This is a genomic window from Brachybacterium avium (assembly GCF_002216795.1).
Lineage (GTDB): Bacteria > Actinomycetota > Actinomycetes > Actinomycetales > Dermabacteraceae > Brachybacterium > Brachybacterium avium.
Window position 1 is genome coordinate 2,801,333 of record NZ_CP022316.1, and the last position, 19,576, is coordinate 2,820,908.

Genomic DNA, 19,576 nt, shown 5'->3' on the forward strand with positions numbered 1-19,576 from the left:
CGCGCGAGCGGGCGGCACCCCTCGTGCGACTCAGCCGGCGGCGACGAGCTCCACCTCGATGCCGTGGGGGTCCTCGGCGTACCACGCCACATGGTCCTCCCCACCGGCGTGCGGGTACCGGTCGGCGAACAGCTCCCGCCACCCGCGCCCCGGGGCTTCCGCCCGGATCTCCTCGAGAACAGTCCGGTCGGCGACCCGCAGCGCGAGGTGGTTCATCCCCGGTGAGCGTCGCTCGGCCCGAGCCCCGAGCACGTCCTCGGACTGCTCGAGCACGAGATAGGACTCATCGAGGTGCCGCCAGATGCGACCCAGCTCCCAGCCCTCGACCCGTTCTCGCCTCCACTCCAGGGTGGTCAACAACCAGTCCCAGGCGGGCTCGGCGACACCGAGGTCGGGGGTCCACAGCTCGAGGTGGTGCAGCCCGGAGCTGCGCGGCACGTCGGTCATGGGGCGATGCTGCCCGAGCGGCGGCCAGCTCACGCGGTCACCTCGATCAGTGCACGGGCTCCGCGCTCCAGGTCCACAAAGGAGTGGTTGACCGCGGTGTAGGTGCCGGGCTCGTCGAAGACCAGCTCGACGAACCCGCCCTGCGCCGCAGCCAGGTCCAGCGCCTGCGCCCCGCCGCGGGTCTCCGCCTCCGGGCGCAGCAGGTACTCGCCCTCCTTGAACACGGTGTCGAACACCCCGCCCACCACGTGGAAGGAGATCCCGCGGGAGGGGCCGGCCGCGAGCACCCACAGCCGCACCCGCTCCCCGACACGGGCCTGGAGGGGGGAGTGCACGTACTGGTTCGCGTGCCCGTTGAACACGGTCGCATCCGGGCGCTCGGCCGCGATCTTCGCCGGACTCACGGGATGGGCGCCCTCATGGATCACGGCCTCGGAGCCGGGGGCGCCGTCGGGGACCAGATAGTGCTCGGACTGGACCAGGACGTACTCGCGATCCACCTCGGCCGAACCCACCGGGGGCACGATCAGTGCGCCCGCCATGCCGGCGGCCATATGGACCGACATCGGCATCGTCGCGCAGTGGTAGAGCCAGATCCCGGAGTAGTCCGTGGTGATCGCGTATTCGAGCGAGTCGCCGGGCGGGATCGTGCGCATCGCCTCGTCGGGGGCGATGCGGCCCGCGTGCAGATCCAGCGAATGCCCCATCGCGCTGTTGTTCACCAGGTCCACTGTGAGGCGCGATCCCAGCTCGGAGCGGAGGACCGGACCCACCACCGTGCCGTTGTAGGTCATCGCGTCCATGAGCACGCCTGGCGCGATCTCGGCGGCGACGTCGGTGACCTCGAAGCGCACCCGCTGCTCGGAGCCGGAGGCCGCAGGCAGGCGTGCATCTCGCACCTGATATCCGGCGCCCGGCGCGGCCTGCAGATCCAGCGGGACGCGCGAGAGCTCGTCGATGCCGCCAGAGCCGGTGGAGGGCTCCGCCCCCGCCGCGGAGGGACCGGCACCCGTGGCGGTGACGGAGAGGGTCATCCCCATCGCCCGATGGCCGACGATCGAGCACCAGCCCTCGAGATCATGGGAGATCACCCCGGCCTCCACGGTGGTGCTCGCACCGGGCTGCAACCTGCCCGAGCTGACGCCGGAGGCGAGCACGAGGTCGTGGACGTCATGGGGGTCGTCATTGGCCAGCTCGATCACCAGTGTGTTCCCGGCCGGCACCTCGAGCACATCGGGCCGGAAGCGCATATCGGCCATGCTCACCTCGATCGTGGTGGTCTGCCCGGTCGGGGTGACAGCGCCGGCGCCGGGCAGGACCCCGCCGCGGTCGGTCCCGTCCGGCAGCGAACCCTGAGCACGATCCAGCGCGGCACCCAGCGCCGTCACCCCGAGCACGGAGCCGAGAGCGAGCAGGGTGCTGGTGAGCGCGCGCCGATCCATGCTCCCCGGGCGCATCTCCGGACGGTCCTTCGCGGGGCTGTTCGGGCGGGAGCCCGGGGCAGCGGCCGTCCGGGCAGGGGCGGCGGGAGCGCGGGAGGCGGCGGTGCCCGCCGCCGCAGCCTCAGGTGCTGCGGCGCCGGATGCCTCGGCCCGCGCCGGAGCCGCGCCGGGCTGGGCGGCTCCGGCGTCGGCGGGGCGCCCGACCGGCACAGTTGTGCCGCTGCCCGTCCGGGAGCCGCCCAGCGGCAGAGCCGTCCGCGCACCGTCTCCGGTGCCCGGCGCCGGAGGGGCGGGGGGAGTCGGCAGATCGGTCCGGCGATGCTTCGCACTGGCCCGGACCGCGGTCACCAGCAGCACCGGGAACGAGACCAGCACGAGGAAGGCCAGCGTCGACAGCGCCACCCGTGAGAGCGAACCGAAGGAAGCCACCTCCGCCGTGCCGAACGTGAGGGCGGAGAACAGCGCCCCGGCACCGGTGCCCCGATCCCGGCGAGCACGAACAGCGTCAGCACCAGGTTGTAGGTGACCACGCGCAGAACGGCGAACCGGCTCATGGCCGCGAGCGCCGCGGTCGTCGAGCGCGGACCGCCCCGCAACGTCACCGGGAGCAGGTAGCTCATCGCCCCGAACAGCACCTGCAGCAGGAACCCGGCGACGAAGGGCACGGTGAGCTGCTGGACGTCCGCGGCCGCCAGGGCGCTGGAGAGCTGTTCATCGGCCGCACGCCACCACACCACCAGCAGTCCCAGGACGGTCACCGCGAACCAAGCGACCCCGACCGCGATCGAGAGCACCGGGAACAGCGGCAGCGGGACCCGCCGGTCCTGGCGGGCCGAACGGATCCCGAGACGCACCAGGGTGACCGCCACCCAGGTGAAGGAACCCAGGTAGGCGATCAGGAACGCGCAGCCCAGCAGCGTCGAGCCGAGGAGCGCACCGGCAGTGGCTCCCAGCACGGACAGCAGCATGCCCAGCAGGCCGCCGCCGGCCCGCTTCGCGACGCCCAGCTCGATCCGGGTGCGCAGCACCGTCGGCCACAGCGTCAGCAGGGTGCTGGTCACGGTCACACCCACGAAGCCCAGGATGTTCACGAGCTGGTGCGCCAGCAGCAGGCGTCCCTGCCAGGGCTCGCCCGGGCTGAACGCCATCAGCGCGCCGAGCGTCGCCCCGACCGGGATCAGGCAGGCGGCGGCGATGTAGGCCTTGACCGTGAACTCGAAGCGCGGCGCCAGCGCCGTCCGCACCTGCGTGCCCAGCGCTGCGGCGTACCAGACCAGCGCCGCGGAGACCAGCAGCGCACCGAGCACCACCACCCAGGGCCAGGCGGGCAGCATCCCCAGGATCGTCACCAGCACTCCCACGCTCAGCAGCTGGATCCGGCGCACCTGCCGCGGGCGCGACTCCTCACCGAGACGGGTCTTCAGCAGCGCCTCGGCGAAGTGCTGCCCCCACACCATGATCGAGGTCGTGATCAGCCCCAGCGTGACCATGTGCACCAGCAGCCAGCGTGATTGCGGGATCCACCGATGAATCAGCACCACCACGACCAATGCCGCCATCCACCACATCACCGGACGCGAGGCCCGGCGGTGCCACGCGTCGCGACCGCCGGGCGTCCCTCCCGCGCGGGAGGGGCGCTGCGGGGACGACGAAGCTGCGGCGGGGGAGGGAGACGCGGTCATGACCACCTCGGACGGAGCCCCGGCCGGGGCGACGGGCACCAGGTCGGGACACGGACAGGGACGGTCCCAGAGTACGACCGGGCACAGTCCCGCGTACGCGGCGAAAGTCCTCGCACGATCCCCGCGCGATCTCTCGCCGCGCCGTCACCCGGGTGGGGCGTGTCAGCGGTCGCGCGGGTCCTCGGTCGCGTCGAGTGCCGTGCGCGAGCGCTTCCACTGGGCGTACAGTCCGCCGCCGAAGCTCACCGCCACGATCAGCCCGACGATGATCAGCACCGTGGTGAAGGGGATCGGGATCCCGGCAGCGGCGAGGACTCCCCAGATCACGACGAGGGAGAGCCCGATCAGCAGCGCGTCCCGCAGGGCCCGCATGACCCGCGGGACGATGTTCACCGAGGCCACGCGCCGACTGGCCACGGTGTAGTAGGCCGCGGCGTCCTTGCCCAGCCGCTCGTGGTCCACGCTCGGGCGCGGCGCCGTGGCAGTCCCTGAGGACCGGGGCCGGGGGTCTGCCGTCCGGCGGTCCGCTTCGGGTCGTGGGCCGCCCCGCTCCCGGCCGTCGCCGTCACGAACCGTGCTCGGCGGCGCCTCGCGCGGGCGGTTGCCCTCGTCGATCGCCTTCCCGGCAGCGCGCACATAGGCGCTCGCCTGCCCGGATGCGCGCCGGGCGGCATCCTTCGCCTCGGGGGCCTGCTTGCGTGCAGTGTTCCGCGCGGCCTTCGCATAGGTCTTCCAGTCGGCCATGGCGTCTCCTCGCCTCAGCGGTTCTCGTCGCGCGGTCCGCGGTGGCGCTGCTCCGCGCGCTCACGGATCTCGACATCACGGGGGTCGTGGCGGCGGTCGTCCTCGCGGAAGCGGATGTCGCCCCCGCTTCGCGGCTGTCGCTGCGGACGCGGATTCCTCGCCCGGTGCTCGTTGTAGTAGGACAGCCCCACGTTCAGTCCCAGGGTGATCACCACGGACAGGACGAAACCGGCGAACGTCGAGCGCACTCCGAGCAGGCGCAGCACGATGAACAGCACACCGATCGCGATCACACTGAACCCGATGTGATCACGCACGCGCTGGACCAGGCTGCGGGGTCGTCGACTCATCCCGCCATCGTAGTCGCCGCACCTGGGCGCGCCCCTCAGCCGCCGCCCCGACGTGCCGGTCGGGCGGGCCGGGCCGCGCCCCGCAGGGACGAGGTCGGCAGTGAGACTCCCCGCACCCCGGACCTCGTGTCTCGACCAGCGAGCCGGAAGCGATACCCTGACCGTGTTCCCAGGGGTGGCATCGAGGCCAGTGCGGCCTGCCGCCCACTGCCGACATCGAGAGGAAATGCACCCCGTGGACCTGTATGAGTACCAGGCCCGCGATCTCTTCGAGAAGCACGGCGTACCCGTGCTCGGAGGAGTCGTCGCGGAGGATCCGGCAACTGCCAAGGCCGGAGCAGAGAAGCTCGGCACCCCGGTCGTCGTCGTCAAGGCCCAGGTGAAGACCGGTGGGCGCGGCAAGGCCGGCGGCGTCAAGATCGCCAAGTCCCCCGAGGAGGCGGAGCAGAAGGCCTCCGAGATCCTCGGTATGGACATCAAGGGCCACACGGTCCACCGCGTGATGATCGCGGCCGGAGCCGACATCGCCGAGGAGTACTACTTCTCGCTGCTGCTGGACCGAGCGAACCGCAACTACCTCGCCATGTGCTCCGTCGAGGGCGGCATGGAGATCGAGCAGCTCGCCGTCGAGCGCCCCGAGGCGCTCGCCCGCGTTGCTGTCGACCCCACGGTCGGGATCGATGCGGCCAAGGCGAAGGAGATCGTCGAGACCGCCAAGTTCGATGCCGAGACCGGCGCGAAGGTCGCCCCTGTGCTGGAGAAGCTCTGGGATGTCTACAAGAACGAAGATGCCACGCTGGTCGAGGTGAACCCGCTGGTCAAGACCGGCGCCGGGGACATCGTCGCCCTGGACGGCAAGATCACCCTCGACGACAACGCCGAGTTCCGGCACGAGGATCATGCCGCGCTCGTCGACGTCACCTCCGAGGACCCGCTGGAGACCAAGGCCAAGGCGCTGGACCTCAACTACGTCAAGCTCGACGGCCAGGTCGGCATCATCGGCAACGGCGCGGGACTGGTCATGTCCACCCTCGACGTGGTCGCCTACGCCGGGGAGAAGCACAGCGTCAAGCCCGCGAACTTCCTCGACATCGGTGGCGGCGCCTCCGCCGAGGTGATGGCCAACGGCCTCGACGTCATCCTCGGCGACGAGCAGGTCTCCGCCGTGTTCGTCAACGTCTTCGGCGGCATCACCGCCTGCGACGCGGTCGCCAACGGCATCGTCGGTGCCCTGAAGAAGCTCGGGGACACCGCGACCAAGCCGCTCGTGGTCCGCCTCGACGGGAACAACGTCGAAGCGGGCCGCGCGATCCTCGCGGACTTCGCCCATCCCCTCGTCACCCAGGCCGACACCATGGACGGCGGCGCCGCGAAGGTCGCCGAGCTCGCCGCCGCAGGAAAGTGAGCAGCACCCGACATGTCTATCTTTCTCGATGAGAACAGCAAGGTCATCGTCCAGGGCATGACGGGCTCGGAGGGCATGAAGCACTCCCAGCGCATGCTCGCCTCGGGCACCAACATCGTCGGCGGCGTGAACCCGCGCAAGGCCGGCCAGTCCGTCACCTTCGAGGACGGCGCGGAGGTCCCGGTCTTCGGGACCGTCGCCGAGGCCATGGAGGCCACCGGCGCGAACGTCTCGGTGGTGTTCGTGCCGCCGAAGTTCGCCAAGAGCGCCGCGATCGAGGCGATCGATGCCGAGATCGAGCTCCTGGTGATCATCACCGAGGGCATCCCGGTCAAGGACTCTGCCGAGTTCTTCAACTACTCGCAGGCCAAGGGCGCCACCCGCATCATCGGCCCGAACTGCCCGGGCCTGATCAGCCCCGGCAAGTCCAATGCGGGCATCACTCCCTCGAACATCACCGGCGCGGGCAAGCTGGGCCTGGTCTCCAAGTCCGGCACCCTGACCTACCAGATGATGTACGAGCTGGCCGACATCGGCTTCACCACCGCCATCGGTATCGGTGGTGACCCGGTCATCGGCACCACCCACATCGATGCGCTCGAGGCGTTCGAGAACGATCCGGACACCGCCGGCATCGTGATGATCGGTGAGATCGGCGGCGACGCCGAGGAGCGGGCGGCCGAGTACATCAAGGCGCACGTGACCAAGCCGGTCGTCGGCTACGTCGCGGGCTTTACCGCCCCCGAGGGCAAGACCATGGGCCACGCCGGTGCCATCGTCTCCGGCTCCGCGGGCACCGCGCAGGCCAAGAAGGAGGCCCTCGAGGCCGCCGGCGTCAAGGTGGGCAAGACCCCCACCGAGGCCGCCGATCTGATGCGCGAGATCATCAGGGCTCAGGCCTGAGCGACGACCCTCACGGCATCGGCGGCTGAGACCGTCACCGACGCGCAGCGCCCCGGATCCCCTGCGGATCCGGGGCGCTGTGCGTTCCTGACAGGCTGTCGAGGTCGACGCCGAGGGCGAAACCTCGGGTGCACCTCCGCGGCGCCGACTAAGCTGACCGGAGCCCGTTGTGCGCCCGACCAAGGAGGGGACCTGTGTCCGGAGATCTCATCGACACCACGGAGATGTATCTGAAGACGGTGTTCGAGCTCCACGAGGCCGGCATCGCTCCCATGCGAGCCCGGATCGCCGAGCGGCTGGGCCATTCGGGACCCACGGTCTCCCAGACGGTCGCGCGGATGGAGCGCGACGGGCTGCTGTACCTCGACGACCAGCGACGCATCCGGCTCACCGACGAGGGCTCCGAGGTCGCGACCGACGTGATGCGCAAGCACCGCCTGGCGGAGCGGCATCTGCTGGACGTGATCGGGCTGGACTACGCCCACGTCCATGAGGAGGCCTGCCGTTGGGAGCACGTGATGAGCCTCGAGGTCGAGAAGCGCATCGCGCAGCAGGTCTCGCCCCCGTACCTGGACCCCTACGGCAACCCGATCCCGGGCCTCGCCGCGCTGGGGATCAAGGAGACCCAGGCCACCGCGGAAGGTAAAGACCCGTCCAATCCGTGCCGCGAGCTGAGCGAGAGTGTCGCCGACGGCCAGAGCCTCCGGGTGCGACTGGCCCGGATCGGTGAGCGGGTGCAGAGTGATGTCGAACTGCTCGGCGAACTTGCACGTCACGGCATTGTTCCGGGCGCAGAGTTGGACGTGGAGCGGGTGGGTGGCAGCATCATGCTGACCGGTCCCGAGGGGGGAGAGGTCGCAGTGACCGAGGTCGTCGCCGACCAGCTCCATGTGACAGCGCTCGCGGCCGGGTAAAGGCTCCGTCAAGCTCTTTCCAGAACCTTCCAGTCACCCTGACTTTCCGGGCGTCCACCGCCTAGTCTCGAGGGCGTGCCGCGGCGAGAAGAGTTGCGGCATTCCCACCGGAGAGCCCCGTCGCGCACCGGAGCGGGAGGCGAGACGTCCACACGCGCGAGGGCATTGTCCTGGGGCTGGGAGCCATACGTGTCGAAGACTGCGAACCACACCCACCGTCGCACCGCGCGCGCCGTGACCCCTGCCGCCCGTGCGGGCCGTGCGGGCGCCGGAGCCGCCATGGCCGCGGCGATGCTGTTCGGCGGCGCCTCTGCCGCCACGGCGGAGACCCAGGCCGATGCCCCGCAGGCCGAGGCCGCTCCTTCGGTGATCGCTCCTGCCGTTGCGCCCGCTGTCGGCATCCCCGCCGCCGAGTCCGCCACCGAGGATGCGGAGCCCGCCCTCGCTCCCGCCGCCGGGGCCATCTCCATCGAGGTCGGCCCCACGGAGGAGGAGATCGCTGCCGCCGAGGCCGCCGAGCGTGAGGCCGCCGAGCGCGCCGCCGCTGAGCGCGAGGCCGAGCAGCAGGACGACCAGGGCACCGAGACCCGCCAGGACGAGGGCTCCTCGCGCTCCGCAGATCGCTCCAGCCGCGACAACGACCAGGACGACTCCTCCTCCCAGCAGTCCTCGTCTTCTTCTTCTTCCTCCTCCTCGTCGTCGTCGTCGTCCGAGGATTCGCAGAAGCAGAAGTCCGCCCCGGCGCCGTCCGCCGCCAAGGGCAGCTCGATCCTCGCCACCGCACGCTCCGGCGTCGGCACCCCGTACGTCTACGGCGGCACCTCCACCTCGGGCTGGGACTGCTCCGGCTTCGTGCAGTGGGTCTACGCCCAGCACGGCATCAACCTGCCCCGCGGCGCCGCCGGCCAGGCCGCCGCCGGTACCGTGATCCCGCGCTCGCAGGCGCAGCCCGGCGACCTGGTCTACAAGCCCGGCCACATCGGCATCTACGCGGGCGGGAACCAGTTCGTCGACGCCGGCAACTCCCGCGTGGACACCTCCGAGCGCAACATCTACTCCGGCAGCTGGACCTTCATCCGCGTCGGCTGAGTCCGCACGCCACGACGGCCCCGCCCACGACACGTGGGGCGGGGCCGCTCCCATTCCGCGTCCACCTTCACGCCCCGGGCGACCGCCGCATTGCGCATGACCTCATAGTCCGACCAGACCCGGGGCGGATGCCCGCGGGGCACGCTCCCGGTAGCGTAGGCGCGTGACCACCGCCCGAGACCTCCTCGCCCTCGCCCTGCTGCTGGGCGCCACCGTGCTCGGAGCCCTCTGGCTGCCGGCCACCTGGATCCACGACAACGTGGTCGCAGAAGACGGCTTCCTGGCCATCACTGTGCCCCTGGCCGATGATCCCGAGTTCCAGCGCATGCTGAGCGACAGCGCGGTCGAGGAGATCCTCGGCGGCGACGCCGTCCCGGGCTGGATCCAGGAGCAGCTGACGCCCTTGGCCGAGGAGCAGGCCGCGGAGCTCACCGGCACCGACGTCTACGGGACGATCTGGGGAGCGTCGATGGCTGAGCTGCATCATGCCCTGTTCACCCCGGGCGCCTCCGGGCTCGACGTCGACCTGGCTCCTGCGATCGACCGGATCCTCACCCCGGTGGAGGAGCGCCTCCCGATCGACATCCCCCGCCCGGAGGACACCACCATCACCCTGGCCACCGTTCCCGATCTCCCGCTGCTGACCGCACTGTCCGCCGTGACCCCCTGGGCGCACTGGGCCGGCCCTGCCGCACTCGCACTCCTGCTTCTCGCACTGGTCCTCGGCGCGCACCGCCGCACCCTGCTCGCGCTGGCCGGGCTGGGAGGGATCCTGGCCGGAGCCGGGGTGTGGTGGCTCGCCGCCCGGATCGAGACCGTCGTGCCCGACGCCGTGGACCAGGTGGCCTTCCTGGGCCCGATCGTCCAGGAGTTCGAGAGTCGGTTCCAGGCCGCGATGTTGCCGCAGGGAGTGATCCTGCTGGGTGCCGGGGCACTGGTGGCAGCGGCCGGAGTGGTGCTGATGGGCCTGCACCGGCGCTGAGCCCCGTTCGCCGCGGACGCCGCCGCAGCAGAAGAGCTCAGAGCAGTCCGAGGCGCTCGAAGGCGGTGACGATGCCGTGCTGCTGCGGGCCGGGGACGCTCACGCCGCCCGCCGCCTCGAGCACCGCGGCCGGAGCGCCCGCGACAGCGATCGCGGTGCCGGCGGCGCGCAGCATCCCCAGATCGTTCATGCCGTCGCCGATGCCCACCGTCGAGGCATGGTCCATGCCCAGGTGCTCGGCGACCACCTGCACCCCGTCGGCCTTGTCGACCGAGACCAGGTGCAGCTCGCCGGAGCTGACGTCATCGGTGATCGAGTTGGGCAGCGCCCCCACTTCGGGCCCGATCTCGCCGGCCAGCTGCTCCACCCGTATCGGGGATCCCCACAGAGAGATCTTCGCGAACGACTCCGCAGCCAGGTCCTCGGCAGGACGACCGCATCGAGCAGATCCTGCAGTCCGTTGCCCACACCGTCCTCGGGCAGCGGAGGGCGCACCCGGGCCCGCAGCTCGGCGGCGGAGCGCGGGGTGCACAGCAGTGCCTCCGGGGTCTCGAGGCTGAAGGGGATGTCGTGCTGCTGCAGCACCTCGACGGCGCGCCGACCCAGCTCCACGGGGAAGCGCTGATCCTGCAGCAGCTGACCTCCGACCTGGATCCAGCCGCCGGCGGAGGCCACCACCCCGTCGAACAGGGCCGCGACCTCGGGGGCTACGATCGAGGCCGGGCGACCGGTGCACAGCAGCACCACGTGCCCCCTCGCACGCGCCCGGTGGACGGCCTCCGCATGTGCGCGCGGGGCCACCCCGCGATGCGCGAAGGTGCCGTCGAAATCGATGAATACGCAGCGGCGATCTGCCACGGACGCTCCCTCTTCCCTGATGTTCTCGGACCCTCCAGGATAGGTGACGGGGGCTGGGCATCACCGGGGGATCCGGCCCGGGGAAGCGGCGGGTGGTCAGCGCCGCCGGTGGAGGCTCGCCACCACTGAGACGGTGACGGTCCCCTCCGACAGCTCCTCGAGGACCTGCGGTGCCACGTGCCGGGCGCTCGGGTCATCGCCACCAGGTCCTGAGCGGACTGGGCGGAGACCGCCAGCGGGAAGCGCACCTCCCGCACCGCCTCCGTCGTGAACAGGGGATCCAGCACGGCATGCAGCCGCTCCTCCTTGCGCGGGTCCAGACCCACCATCCCGGCGACAGCGGCGCGGAGCTCGGCGAGATGATCCACCGCCGGTCGCACCACCAGCAGGTGACCGCCCGGTGCCAGTACGCGAGCGAACTCCGAGGGATTGCGCGGAGCGAACACGTCCAGCACCAGATCCACCGATCCGTCGGCGAGAGGGAAGCGGGTGAAGACGTCGAAGGCCGCTGCGGCGGCCCGCTCATGAGCGCGAGCGGCGAAGCGCAGCGCCCGCACCGAGGTGTCGATGACCAGACCGCGGGCCGACTCCAGCTCGTCCAGCAGTCCGGCGAGGTAGTACCCGGTGCCGCCGCCGATGTCGAGAATCCTTCGGGCGGTCTCCGGGGCGAGCTCGCCGAGCGCCTCGCGCAGCGGTGCATAGGCGCCGGTGGCCAGGAAGCTGTCCCGCGCCCGAGCCATGTCGTCGTCATCCGCGCTGGTCGCCGGAGCGCCGGTGAGCAGGGAGACATATCCGGCTCGTGCCAGGTCGAAGCTGTGGCCTGACGAGCAGGTCAGTCTGCGCTCGCCGAGCCTGAGCAGGTGACGGCAGTGCGGGCACTGCAGTGCCTCGAGCCAGGAGGTCAGAGCGGCAGGGGCAGGGCGGGTCACACCTGCCAGGGTACGTCTGGTCGGGCCGGCCCGCCTCGCGCGGCGGAGTTCACGTGCCGAGGTACTCCTTCAGATGCTTCCCGGTGAGGGTCGAGGCGTCGGCGACGAGCTCGGCGGGGGAGCCTTCGAAGACGAGGCGGCCGCCGTCGGTGCCCGCGCCGGGTCCCAGATCGATGAGGTGATCGGCGTGGGCCATCACCGCTTGATGGTGCTCGATGACGATCACCGTCTTCCCGGCATCGACCAGGCGGTCCAGCAGGCCCAGCAGCTGGTCCACATCGGCCAGGTGCAGACCGGTGGTGGGCTCGTCGAGCACGTAGATCCCGCCCTCGTCACCCATGTGGGTGGCGAGCTTCAAGCGCTGGCGCTCACCACCGGAGAGAGTGGTCAGGGGTTGGCCGATGGTGAGATAGCCGAGCCCCACATCATCCATCCGGCCCAGCAGCGTCGCCGCAGCCGGGACCCGGGTCCCCTCGGCGGAGAACAGCGCCTGTGCCTCGGCGACGGACAGGGAGAGCACCTCGGCGATGTTCCTCCCGCCGAAGGTGTGCTCGAGCACGTCGGCCCGGAAGCGACGGCCCTCGCACTCCTCGCACACTGTCTGGACGGTCTCCATGAAGCCGAGCTCGGTGAAGATGACGCCGGCACCCCGGCAGACCGGGCACGCCCCCTCGGAGTTGTTCGAGAAGAGGGCGGGCTTGACACCGCACGCTCGGGCGAACGCCTTGCGGATCGGGTCGAGCAGCCCCGTGTAGGTGGCAGGATTCGAGCGCCGGGACCCGCGGATGGCGTTCTGATCCACCACGATCACCCCGGCTTCCTTCGGCATCGAGGCGTGGATGAGGGAGCTCTTCCCGGAGCCCGCCACCCCGGTGACCACGGTCAGCACCCCCAGCGGGATGTCGACGTCGACCTCGCGAAGGTTGTGCCGATCCGCGCCGCGGATCTCCAGGACGCCGCTCGCCTCACGCACCTGGTCCTTCAGCCTCACCCGGCGGTCCAGGTGGCGGCCGGTGAGGGTGTCCGAGGCGCGCAGCCCGGCCACATCGCCCTCGTACTGCAGCTCGCCGCCCTGGATGCCGGCGCGCGGGCCCAGGTCGACGACGTGATCGGCGATCGTGATCGTCTCGGGCTTGTGCTCGACCACCAGCACCGTGTTGCCCTTGTCCCGCAGTGCCAGCAGCAGCTGGTTCATGGTGGCGATGTCATGGGGGTGCAGCCCGATCGTCGGCTCGTCGAAGACGTAGGTGACGTCCGTCAGGGCGGACCCGAGATGGCGGATCATCCGGGTGCGCTGGGACTCCCCGCCGGAGAGGGTGCCCGAGGGGCGGTCCAGGCTGAGATAGCCGAGGCCGATCTGCACGAAGGAGCTCAGCAGGGCGGAGAGGTTCGTCAGCAGCGGTGCGACGGTCGGTCCGTGGCGGCGGGCACGCAGGGTCTCGACCCAGTCCGCCAGATCGGTGATCTGCCAGGCGGTGACCTCGGCGATCGAGACCCCGTCGATCTGTGAGCTGCGGGCGTGCTCCGCCAGGCGGGTGCCCTCGCAGTCGGGGCAGGTCACGAACTTCACCGCCCGGTCCACGAAGGCCCGCACATGGGGCTGCATGGCGTCCCGATCCTTGCTGAGCATGGATTTCTGGATCTTCGGGAGCAGACCCTCGTAGGTCATGTTCACCCCGTCGATCTTCACCTTGGTGGGCTCCTTGTACAGGAAGTCGTGGAGCTGGCGCTCGGTGAAGGACCGGATGGGCCGGTCCGCGGGGAAGAAGCCGCTGGAGGCGAAGATCTTCACGAACCAGCCGCCGGGGACGTAGTTCGGGATCGTGAACGGGCCCTCGTCCAGCGACAGGTTCTCGTCGTACAGCTCGGTGAGATCCACATCGGAGATGTGCCCCATGCCCTCGCAGCGCGGGCACATCCCGCCCACCCGGGAGAAGGTCGTCCTCTTCGCGAGGGCCTTCGCGCCCTTCTGCACGGTCATCGCTCCGGCGGCGGTGACGCTGGGGACGTTGAAGGAGTAGGCGCCGGGGCCGCCGACATGCGGCTGCGCGAGCGAGGAGAACAGGGCGCGCAGATACGCGTTGGCGTCGGTGACGGTGCCGACGGTGGAGCGCACGTTGGCGCCCATCCGCTCCTGGTCCACGATGATGGCAGTGGTCAGCCCCTGCAGCTCATCCACGTCGGGGCGCGCGAGCGTGGCCATGAAACCCTGCACGAAGGAGCTGTAGGTCTCGTTGATCATCCGCTGCGACTCCGCAGCGATGGTGTGGAAGACGAGCGAGCTCTTCCCGGACCCGGACACGCCGGTGAAGACCGTCAATCGACGTTTGGGCAGGTCAAGGGAGATATTGCGGAGATTGTTCGCGCGGGCGCCGCGCACCCTGATCAGATCGTGGGTGTCGGCCGGATGGGCGGAAGCGGACATCGGGCGGCTCCTCGGCGTGCGGCGTGGCACGGTGCGTCCCACGTCGGGAACATTCTGCCACCGGCTGCCACGGCCCGGGCTAGCCTGGGCCGGTGACCGAAACGACGCATTTTGACATCGCCCTGATCGGCTCCGGCTCCGCGAACTCCTTCCCGGGTCCCGAGTTCGCCGGTCGCAGCATCGTGCAGATCGATCGCGGGGTGGGCCCCGACCAGGTCTTCGGAGGCACCTGCATCAACCTCGGATGCATCCCGACGAAGATGTTCGTGCATACCGCGGACCTCGCCCACACCCCCGCCGACTCCGCCCGCTTCGGGCTCACCGAGCAGCTGCGGCACGTGGACTGGCCGGCGATCCGGGACCGCATCTTCGGCCGCATCGATGCGATCTCCGTGGGTGGCGAGGAGTACCGCCGCGACCACGAGGACAATGCGAACCTCACCCTGCTGCGCGGGACCGCCCGCTTCGTGGGCCCGAAGACCCTGCAGGTGACCGGGAACGACGGCAGCGAAGGTGCGGACCGGACGATCAGCGCCGACACCATCGTGCTCGGCGCCGGCTCCCGCCCCGTGCTCCCGTCGATCGACGGCCTGGCCGAGGCGGCACCGCACACCTCCGACACCATCATGCGGGTCGAGCAGCTGCCGGCCTCGCTCGCGATCCTCGGCTCCGGAGTGATCGCGGTGGAGATGGCGCACATCTTCGCCTCCCTCGGCGTGGAGGTCACCCTGATCGCCCGGTCCCAGCAGGTGCTCAGCAGTGCGGACGCGGACGTCTCCGCCCGGCTCACCGAGATCCTCGAGCAGCGGCTCCGGTTGGAGAAGGGGCTGTCCACCACCTCCGTCCGCCGCACCGGCGACGGCATCGAGCTGCGCGGTGAGCAGGACGGCGCCGAGGTGCTGATCCGGGCCGAGGAGCTGCTGGTCGCCGTCGGCCGACGCCCCAACTCCGACCTGCTGGACGTCGCCGCCGCAGGGATCGACACCGCCGCAGACGGCAGGGTGGAGGTGGATGCCCACCAGCGCGTGCTCGGCGACGGGGAGGTGCTCGAGGGCCTGTGGGCCTTCGGCGACCTCTCCAGCGCGCATCAGCTCAAGCACGTCGCCAACCATGAGCAGCGGATCGTGCGGCACAACATCCTGCATCCCGAGCAGCTGCGTCGCAGCGACACCATGCCGGTGCCCAGCGGCGTGTTCAGCCATCCGCAGGTCGCCTGGGTCGGGATGGACGAGGAGGCGGCTCGGCGCAGCGGACGGGAGGTGCGGGTCGCGGTCCAGGAGTATGCCTCGATCGCCTACGGCTGGGCGCTCGAGGACACCACCGGCTTCGCGAAGATCATCATCGATGCGCAGACCACCGAGATCCTCGGCGCGCATCTGATCGGCGCCGAGGCCACCACCCTCATCCAGCAGCTGATCCAGGCGATGAGCACCGGGCAGACCGCCCGGGACATCGCCACCACCCAGTACTGGATCCATCCGGCCATGCCCGAGCTGATCGAGAACGCACTGCTGCAGCTCGTGCCCTGACCGGCGGGCCCGGCGGCCCGTCCGAGGGAGCCCGGAGATGGCGCGGCCCCGACCACCCGCAGGTGATCGGGGCCGCGCCGTCCGCGTTCAGCTCATTCCTCGTGACCGGGGAGGCAGGACTTCAGCGGATCCTGCTCGATCTCGGGGGCCGGGGTGGACTCCTCGGCCTGGCCGGAGTCGTCCGTCGAGCTCTCCTCCTCGGTGGTCGTGCCCTCGGTGGACTCCTGCTCGTCGTCCCCGCTGCCGCCGCTCTCCTCCGGCGCGTCCCCGGTCTCGGCGGGGTCGGTGGACCCCGGCTCGGTCTCCCCGAGCACGGACTCCGGCGCCTCCTGCTCCATCGAGTCCTCGATCGAGGCCTGGACCCACTCCTCGAGATACTCGTAGTCGGGGTTCCCGGAGAAGGTGACGTCCTGCGTGATCGGGTAGGACGTGAACCCGGCGTCCTTGATCCGCAGCGCGAGATCCACGAAGGCGTCCAGGTTCTTCACCGGGATGTTCGTCTGGATGTTCGCCTCGGTGGCATCGACCAGCCGGGGGATCGAGAAGGCGAGCGTGGTGGGGTCGGCCTCCTCGGTCACGGCGCGCACGATGCGCTGCTGACGGCACATGCGGTTGAAGTCGTTGGAGCCCTCGCGGGACCGGGCGTACCAGAGCGCATGGAAGCCGTCGAGCTTCTGCAGCCCGGGCTCGATGTAGCCGTCGATCTTGCTCGCCCCGCCGCCGATCGGGATCCGCCGCTCGACGACCAGGTCCACGCCGCCCAGGGCGTTCACGAGGTCCTCGAAGCCCTGCAGGTTCACCATCGCGTAGTAGTCCATGTCGAGCCCGAGGGTCTCCTCGACGGCCCAGCGCGTCGCGGTCAGCCCGGGCTCGGGGTCGTTCGGGAACAGGTCCGGGCGATCCTCCGCCCAGGTCCAGACCGCGTTGATCAGGCTCTGGTTCTTCCCGAAGTAGTCGAAGCCGTCCGGGAACACCTCGGCGGGCGGGGTGTCCTCGGGGAACTGGACCTTCTCGAGGTTGCGCGGGATGGAGAACAGCGCGGTGCGGCCGCTGGCCGTATCGATCGACGCGACCATGATGGTGTCCGGCCGGGTGCCGGTGCGGTCTGCGCCGGCGTCCTGGCCCAGCAGCATGATGTTGACCCGCCCGGCATCCGCCCACGGATCCTTGCCGGAGGTGAAGGGATGATGCCCGCCCTCGCCGCCGCCGAACACGGTCCGGGAGCCGAACAGCCCCTGCAGCGCCCACAGCGATTGGACCCCGCGAGCCGCCGGCACCGCCACCGCGATCACCATCAGCGCCGCGAGCGCCAGCGCCAGGTAGCGCTTCGCACCGGCGAGCCGCTCCCGACGGGAATGCGCGAGGTTCGCCAGCACGATCTGCAGGGCCCAGACGATGCCCACCACACCGACGGCGATCATCGCCCCGATCAGGACCCCGCGCTTGGTCGCCAGCATCGCGCCGGTGCGCAGCGGATCGCCGATCAGCAGGAAGGCTCCGATGCCGACGAGGATCAGCAGCAGCACCGCCAGCAGGGCCCAGCCGAGACGGCGCAGCCGGGTGGTGACCAGGCCGGACCCGGGCAGGAGGGAAGTCAGCACGGTCCAGAAGGCGACCATGGGCAGCGACCCGGAATCCGCCTCGGCCTCGGCCGCACCAGCAGCGGTGGCGTCGGTCTCGGCGACGGGGTCCGCAGCGGCTGCAGCGGCGGAGCCCGTCCGCCCGGGCACCGGGGTGGCCGGGCTCTGCGGGGAGCTCGTCGCCCACACATCCTGCTGGTCGGCGGCGTGCCCGGTCGCCGGAGCCGCCCGGCGGCGACCGCGCGGAGCGGGCGCCGCGCCGGCGGAGCCGCCGACCTGATCGTTGCTCTCGGCCTCATCGGACCGGGCAGCGGCGGAGGCGCCGCCCTCCGGGGCGGTGGAGGACTGCGAGAGCTGCTCGAGCGGGAACGCGGCACGGCGGCCGCGAGCGCGCGTCTCCGACTGCTCGGGGTACGACTCGCCCTCGTCGGAGGAACGGTGGGCGGCGCGCGGCGCGGAGGGGGAGGGCTCGGACGGCGAGGGTGCAGCTGCAGACGGCGAGGGTGCGGACGGAGCGGAGGCAGGACTGCCCCCGGGCCAGGTGCGCTTCTCTCCGGTCGTGCCGAAAGCGGCATCCCGGTTCCGTCGTGCTTCGTCCGGTGGCAGCGGCGGCGAGGCAGGTCGCCGGGCCGGCTGCTGGTGTCTGCCGGACCGACGGCGTCTGCGGCGGGAGTCCGAGGAGTGGTCCGTCATATGCCCCATCCTAGATTCACGAGCACCCATCGTCATACCGCGACCTGTGAGGAGGTCGTGGAGGTGCGGCGGGGACGGATCCGTATCCTGGAGGCATGCGTCTGATCCACACCCCGTTGACCGACCTCACCTACGACGACTGCTTCTTCCTGCCGAACCGTTCGGCGATCACCTCCCGCTTCGACGTCGACCTCAGCAGCGATGACGGTTCGGGCACCACGATCCCGCTGATCGCGGCGAACATGACCGCCGTGACCGGGCGGCGGATGGCGGAGGTGATGGCCCGTCGCGGTGGCCTCGCCGTGCTCCCCCAGGACCTCTCCCCGGAGCGGACCGACTCGATCGTCCGCTCGGTGAAGTCCCGTGACCTGCTGGTCGATCATCCGCTGACCCTCACCGTCTCCGGCACCCTCGGCCAGGCCGCGGACCTGCTGCCCAAGCGTCCCCACAGCATCGTCGTGGTGATCGACGAGCAGCGCCGTCCGCTGGGCACCGTCTCCGCGGAGGAGATCGCCGGGCGCGACTCCTTCTCCGAGGTGGGGGAGGTGCTCAGCGAGGATGTGCCCGTCCTGCGGCCGGAGGATCTCACGGTCGATCCCGCACAGCTGCATGCCCGCATCGCCGCGACCCACCACGATGCGGCCGTCGTCGTGGATGAGGACGGCGCGCTGCGCGGCGTCCTCACCGCCACCGGCGTGCTGCGCTCGACCATCTACCGCCCTGCCACGGACGCCGAGGGCCGGCTCCGCATCGCGGTCGCCGTCGGCGTCAACGCCGATGTCGCCGCCCGGGTGCGTGAACTGGTCGAGGTCGGCGCCGACGTGATCGTGCTCGACACCGCCCACGGCCACCAGGACAAGATGCTGCAGGCGCTGCGGGCCGCGCGTGAGGCGCTGGGGCCCCGCGAGGGCACTGCCGTGAGGCTCGCGGCGGGCAACATCGTCACCGGCGAGGGCACCCGGGAGCTGATCGAGGCCGGCGCCGACATCGTCAAGGTCGGCGTCGGGCCGGGCGCGATGTGCACCACCCGGATGATGACCGGGGTGGGGCGTCCCCAGTTCTCCGCCGTGCTCGAGTGCGCGGCCGAGGCCCGCCGCCTCGGCGGGAGCGTCTGGGCCGATGGGGGAGTGCGCCACCCCCGCGATGTCGCGCTCGCCCTCGCCGCCGGCGCCTCCAACGTGATGATCGGCTCCTGGTTCGCCGGCACCTACGAATCTCCCGGCCAGATGCGGACCGACGAGAGCGGCCGACGCTTCAAGGAGTCCTTCGGCATGGCCTCCAAGCGAGCGGTCTCCCACCGCACCGCGCACGAGGACGCCTTCGCCCGCGCCCGCAAGGGCCTGTTCGAGGAGGGCATCTCCACCTCGCGGATGTACCTCGCAGAGGGGAAGGGCGGAGTGGAGGACCTGCTCGACGAGATCACCGCAGGCGTCCGCTCCTCCTACACCTATGCGGGAGCCGCGGACACGGCCGAGTTCCGGGAGCGGTCCGTGATCGGTCTGCAGGGGGCGGCCGGATACAACGAGGGACGGCCGGTCTCCAGCTCCTGGAGCTGAATCCGTGCGAGCACGATCCGCCCGGCGGTCGCCACCGTTCCGGTGCCG

At 70.9% G+C, this 19,576-nt stretch carries 16 protein-coding genes and 1 pseudogene; 7 read left to right on the top strand and 10 right to left on the bottom strand.

Going from position 1 to position 19,576, the window contains the following annotated elements; all coding sequences use genetic code 11:
- Positions 1 to 30 precede the first annotated feature (30 nt).
- From CFK39_RS12545 to CFK39_RS12560, 5 genes are all read right to left on the bottom strand, one after another.
- Entirely contained in the window at positions 31 to 447 is a 417-nt protein-coding gene (locus tag CFK39_RS12545) for a VOC family protein (protein ID WP_089066438.1), read from the bottom strand.
- Positions 448 to 476: 29 nt separating this feature from the next.
- On the bottom strand, positions 477 to 2,291 hold the full coding sequence (locus CFK39_RS17370) for a multicopper oxidase domain-containing protein (RefSeq protein ID WP_338027676.1): 1,815 nt from the start codon (positions 2,289 to 2,291) through the stop codon (positions 477 to 479).
- On the bottom strand, positions 2,234 to 3,571 hold the full coding sequence (locus CFK39_RS17375; RefSeq protein ID WP_338027677.1) for a hypothetical protein: 1,338 nt from the start codon (positions 3,569 to 3,571) through the stop codon (positions 2,234 to 2,236). The genes CFK39_RS17370 and CFK39_RS17375 overlap by 58 nt, the downstream gene beginning before the upstream one ends.
- Positions 3,572 to 3,733: 162 nt before the next feature.
- Entirely contained in the window at positions 3,734 to 4,315 is a 582-nt protein-coding gene (locus tag CFK39_RS12555; protein WP_089065743.1) for a hypothetical protein, read from the bottom strand.
- 14 nt (positions 4,316 to 4,329) lie between these two features.
- Entirely contained in the window at positions 4,330 to 4,665 is a 336-nt protein-coding gene (locus CFK39_RS12560; RefSeq protein WP_089065744.1) for a hypothetical protein, read from the bottom strand.
- 235 nt (positions 4,666 to 4,900) lie between these two features.
- Here CFK39_RS12560 and sucC point away from each other — a divergent pair, with 235 nt between their 5' ends.
- From sucC to CFK39_RS12585, 5 genes are all read left to right on the top strand, one after another.
- Positions 4,901 to 6,070 (top strand): ADP-forming succinate--CoA ligase subunit beta, encoded by a 1,170-nt coding sequence (sucC, locus tag CFK39_RS12565; RefSeq protein ID WP_089066439.1) that lies wholly within the window; start codon positions 4,901 to 4,903, stop codon positions 6,068 to 6,070.
- Between the two features lie 12 nt (positions 6,071 to 6,082).
- On the top strand, positions 6,083 to 6,973 hold the full coding sequence (gene sucD, locus CFK39_RS12570) for a succinate--CoA ligase subunit alpha (protein WP_089065745.1): 891 nt from the start codon (positions 6,083 to 6,085) through the stop codon (positions 6,971 to 6,973).
- Positions 6,974 to 7,167: 194 nt separating this feature from the next.
- Positions 7,168 to 7,887, top strand: coding sequence for a metal-dependent transcriptional regulator (locus tag CFK39_RS12575; protein ID WP_089065746.1), 720 nt, complete (start codon positions 7,168 to 7,170; stop codon positions 7,885 to 7,887).
- 189 nt (positions 7,888 to 8,076) lie between these two features.
- Complete coding sequence (locus tag CFK39_RS12580; protein WP_172805671.1) at positions 8,077 to 8,976, top strand: C40 family peptidase; 900 nt, start codon at positions 8,077 to 8,079, stop codon at positions 8,974 to 8,976.
- A gap of 163 nt (positions 8,977 to 9,139) precedes the next feature.
- Positions 9,140 to 9,958, top strand: a complete 819-nt coding sequence (locus CFK39_RS12585) for a hypothetical protein (RefSeq protein WP_089065748.1) — start codon at positions 9,140 to 9,142, stop codon at positions 9,956 to 9,958.
- A gap of 37 nt (positions 9,959 to 9,995) precedes the next feature.
- On the opposite strand, the gene CFK39_RS17195 is transcribed toward CFK39_RS12585, so the two are convergent.
- The 4 genes and pseudogenes from CFK39_RS17195 to CFK39_RS12600 form a co-directional block, all read right to left on the bottom strand.
- On the bottom strand, positions 9,996 to 10,325 hold the full coding sequence (locus tag CFK39_RS17195) for an HAD hydrolase family protein (protein ID WP_275094106.1): 330 nt from the start codon (positions 10,323 to 10,325) through the stop codon (positions 9,996 to 9,998).
- Between the two features lie 215 nt (positions 10,326 to 10,540).
- Positions 10,541 to 10,759, bottom strand: a pseudogene (locus CFK39_RS17200) (HAD family hydrolase); the annotation flags it as partial.
- Positions 10,666 to 11,745 carry a putative RNA methyltransferase gene (locus CFK39_RS12595; protein ID WP_245822607.1) on the bottom strand — a complete coding sequence of 360 codons (1,080 nt, stop codon included), beginning with the start codon at positions 11,743 to 11,745 and terminating at the stop codon, positions 10,666 to 10,668. The gene CFK39_RS12595 and the pseudogene CFK39_RS17200, both read right to left, overlap by 94 nt.
- Positions 11,746 to 11,794: 49 nt before the next feature.
- Positions 11,795 to 14,170, bottom strand: coding sequence for an excinuclease ABC subunit UvrA (locus tag CFK39_RS12600; protein WP_089065749.1), 2,376 nt, complete (start codon positions 14,168 to 14,170; stop codon positions 11,795 to 11,797).
- A 92-nt stretch (positions 14,171 to 14,262) separates the two neighbouring features.
- Here CFK39_RS12600 and CFK39_RS12605 point away from each other — a divergent pair, with 92 nt between their 5' ends.
- The gene (locus CFK39_RS12605) at positions 14,263 to 15,699 is read left to right on the top strand and encodes a mycothione reductase (RefSeq protein WP_089065750.1); all 1,437 of its coding nucleotides are present in this window, start codon (positions 14,263 to 14,265) and stop codon (positions 15,697 to 15,699) included.
- Between the two features lie 92 nt (positions 15,700 to 15,791).
- On the opposite strand, the gene CFK39_RS12610 is transcribed toward CFK39_RS12605, so the two are convergent.
- Positions 15,792 to 17,972: an LCP family protein gene (locus tag CFK39_RS12610; protein WP_089065751.1), complete on the bottom strand. Its 2,181-nt coding sequence runs from the start codon at positions 17,970 to 17,972 to the stop codon at positions 15,792 to 15,794.
- Positions 17,973 to 18,067: 95 nt separating this feature from the next.
- On the opposite strand from CFK39_RS12610, the gene CFK39_RS12615 reads away from it, so the two are divergent.
- On the top strand, positions 18,068 to 19,528 hold the full coding sequence (locus CFK39_RS12615; RefSeq protein ID WP_089065752.1) for a GuaB1 family IMP dehydrogenase-related protein: 1,461 nt from the start codon (positions 18,068 to 18,070) through the stop codon (positions 19,526 to 19,528).
- Positions 19,529 to 19,576 lie beyond the last annotated feature (48 nt).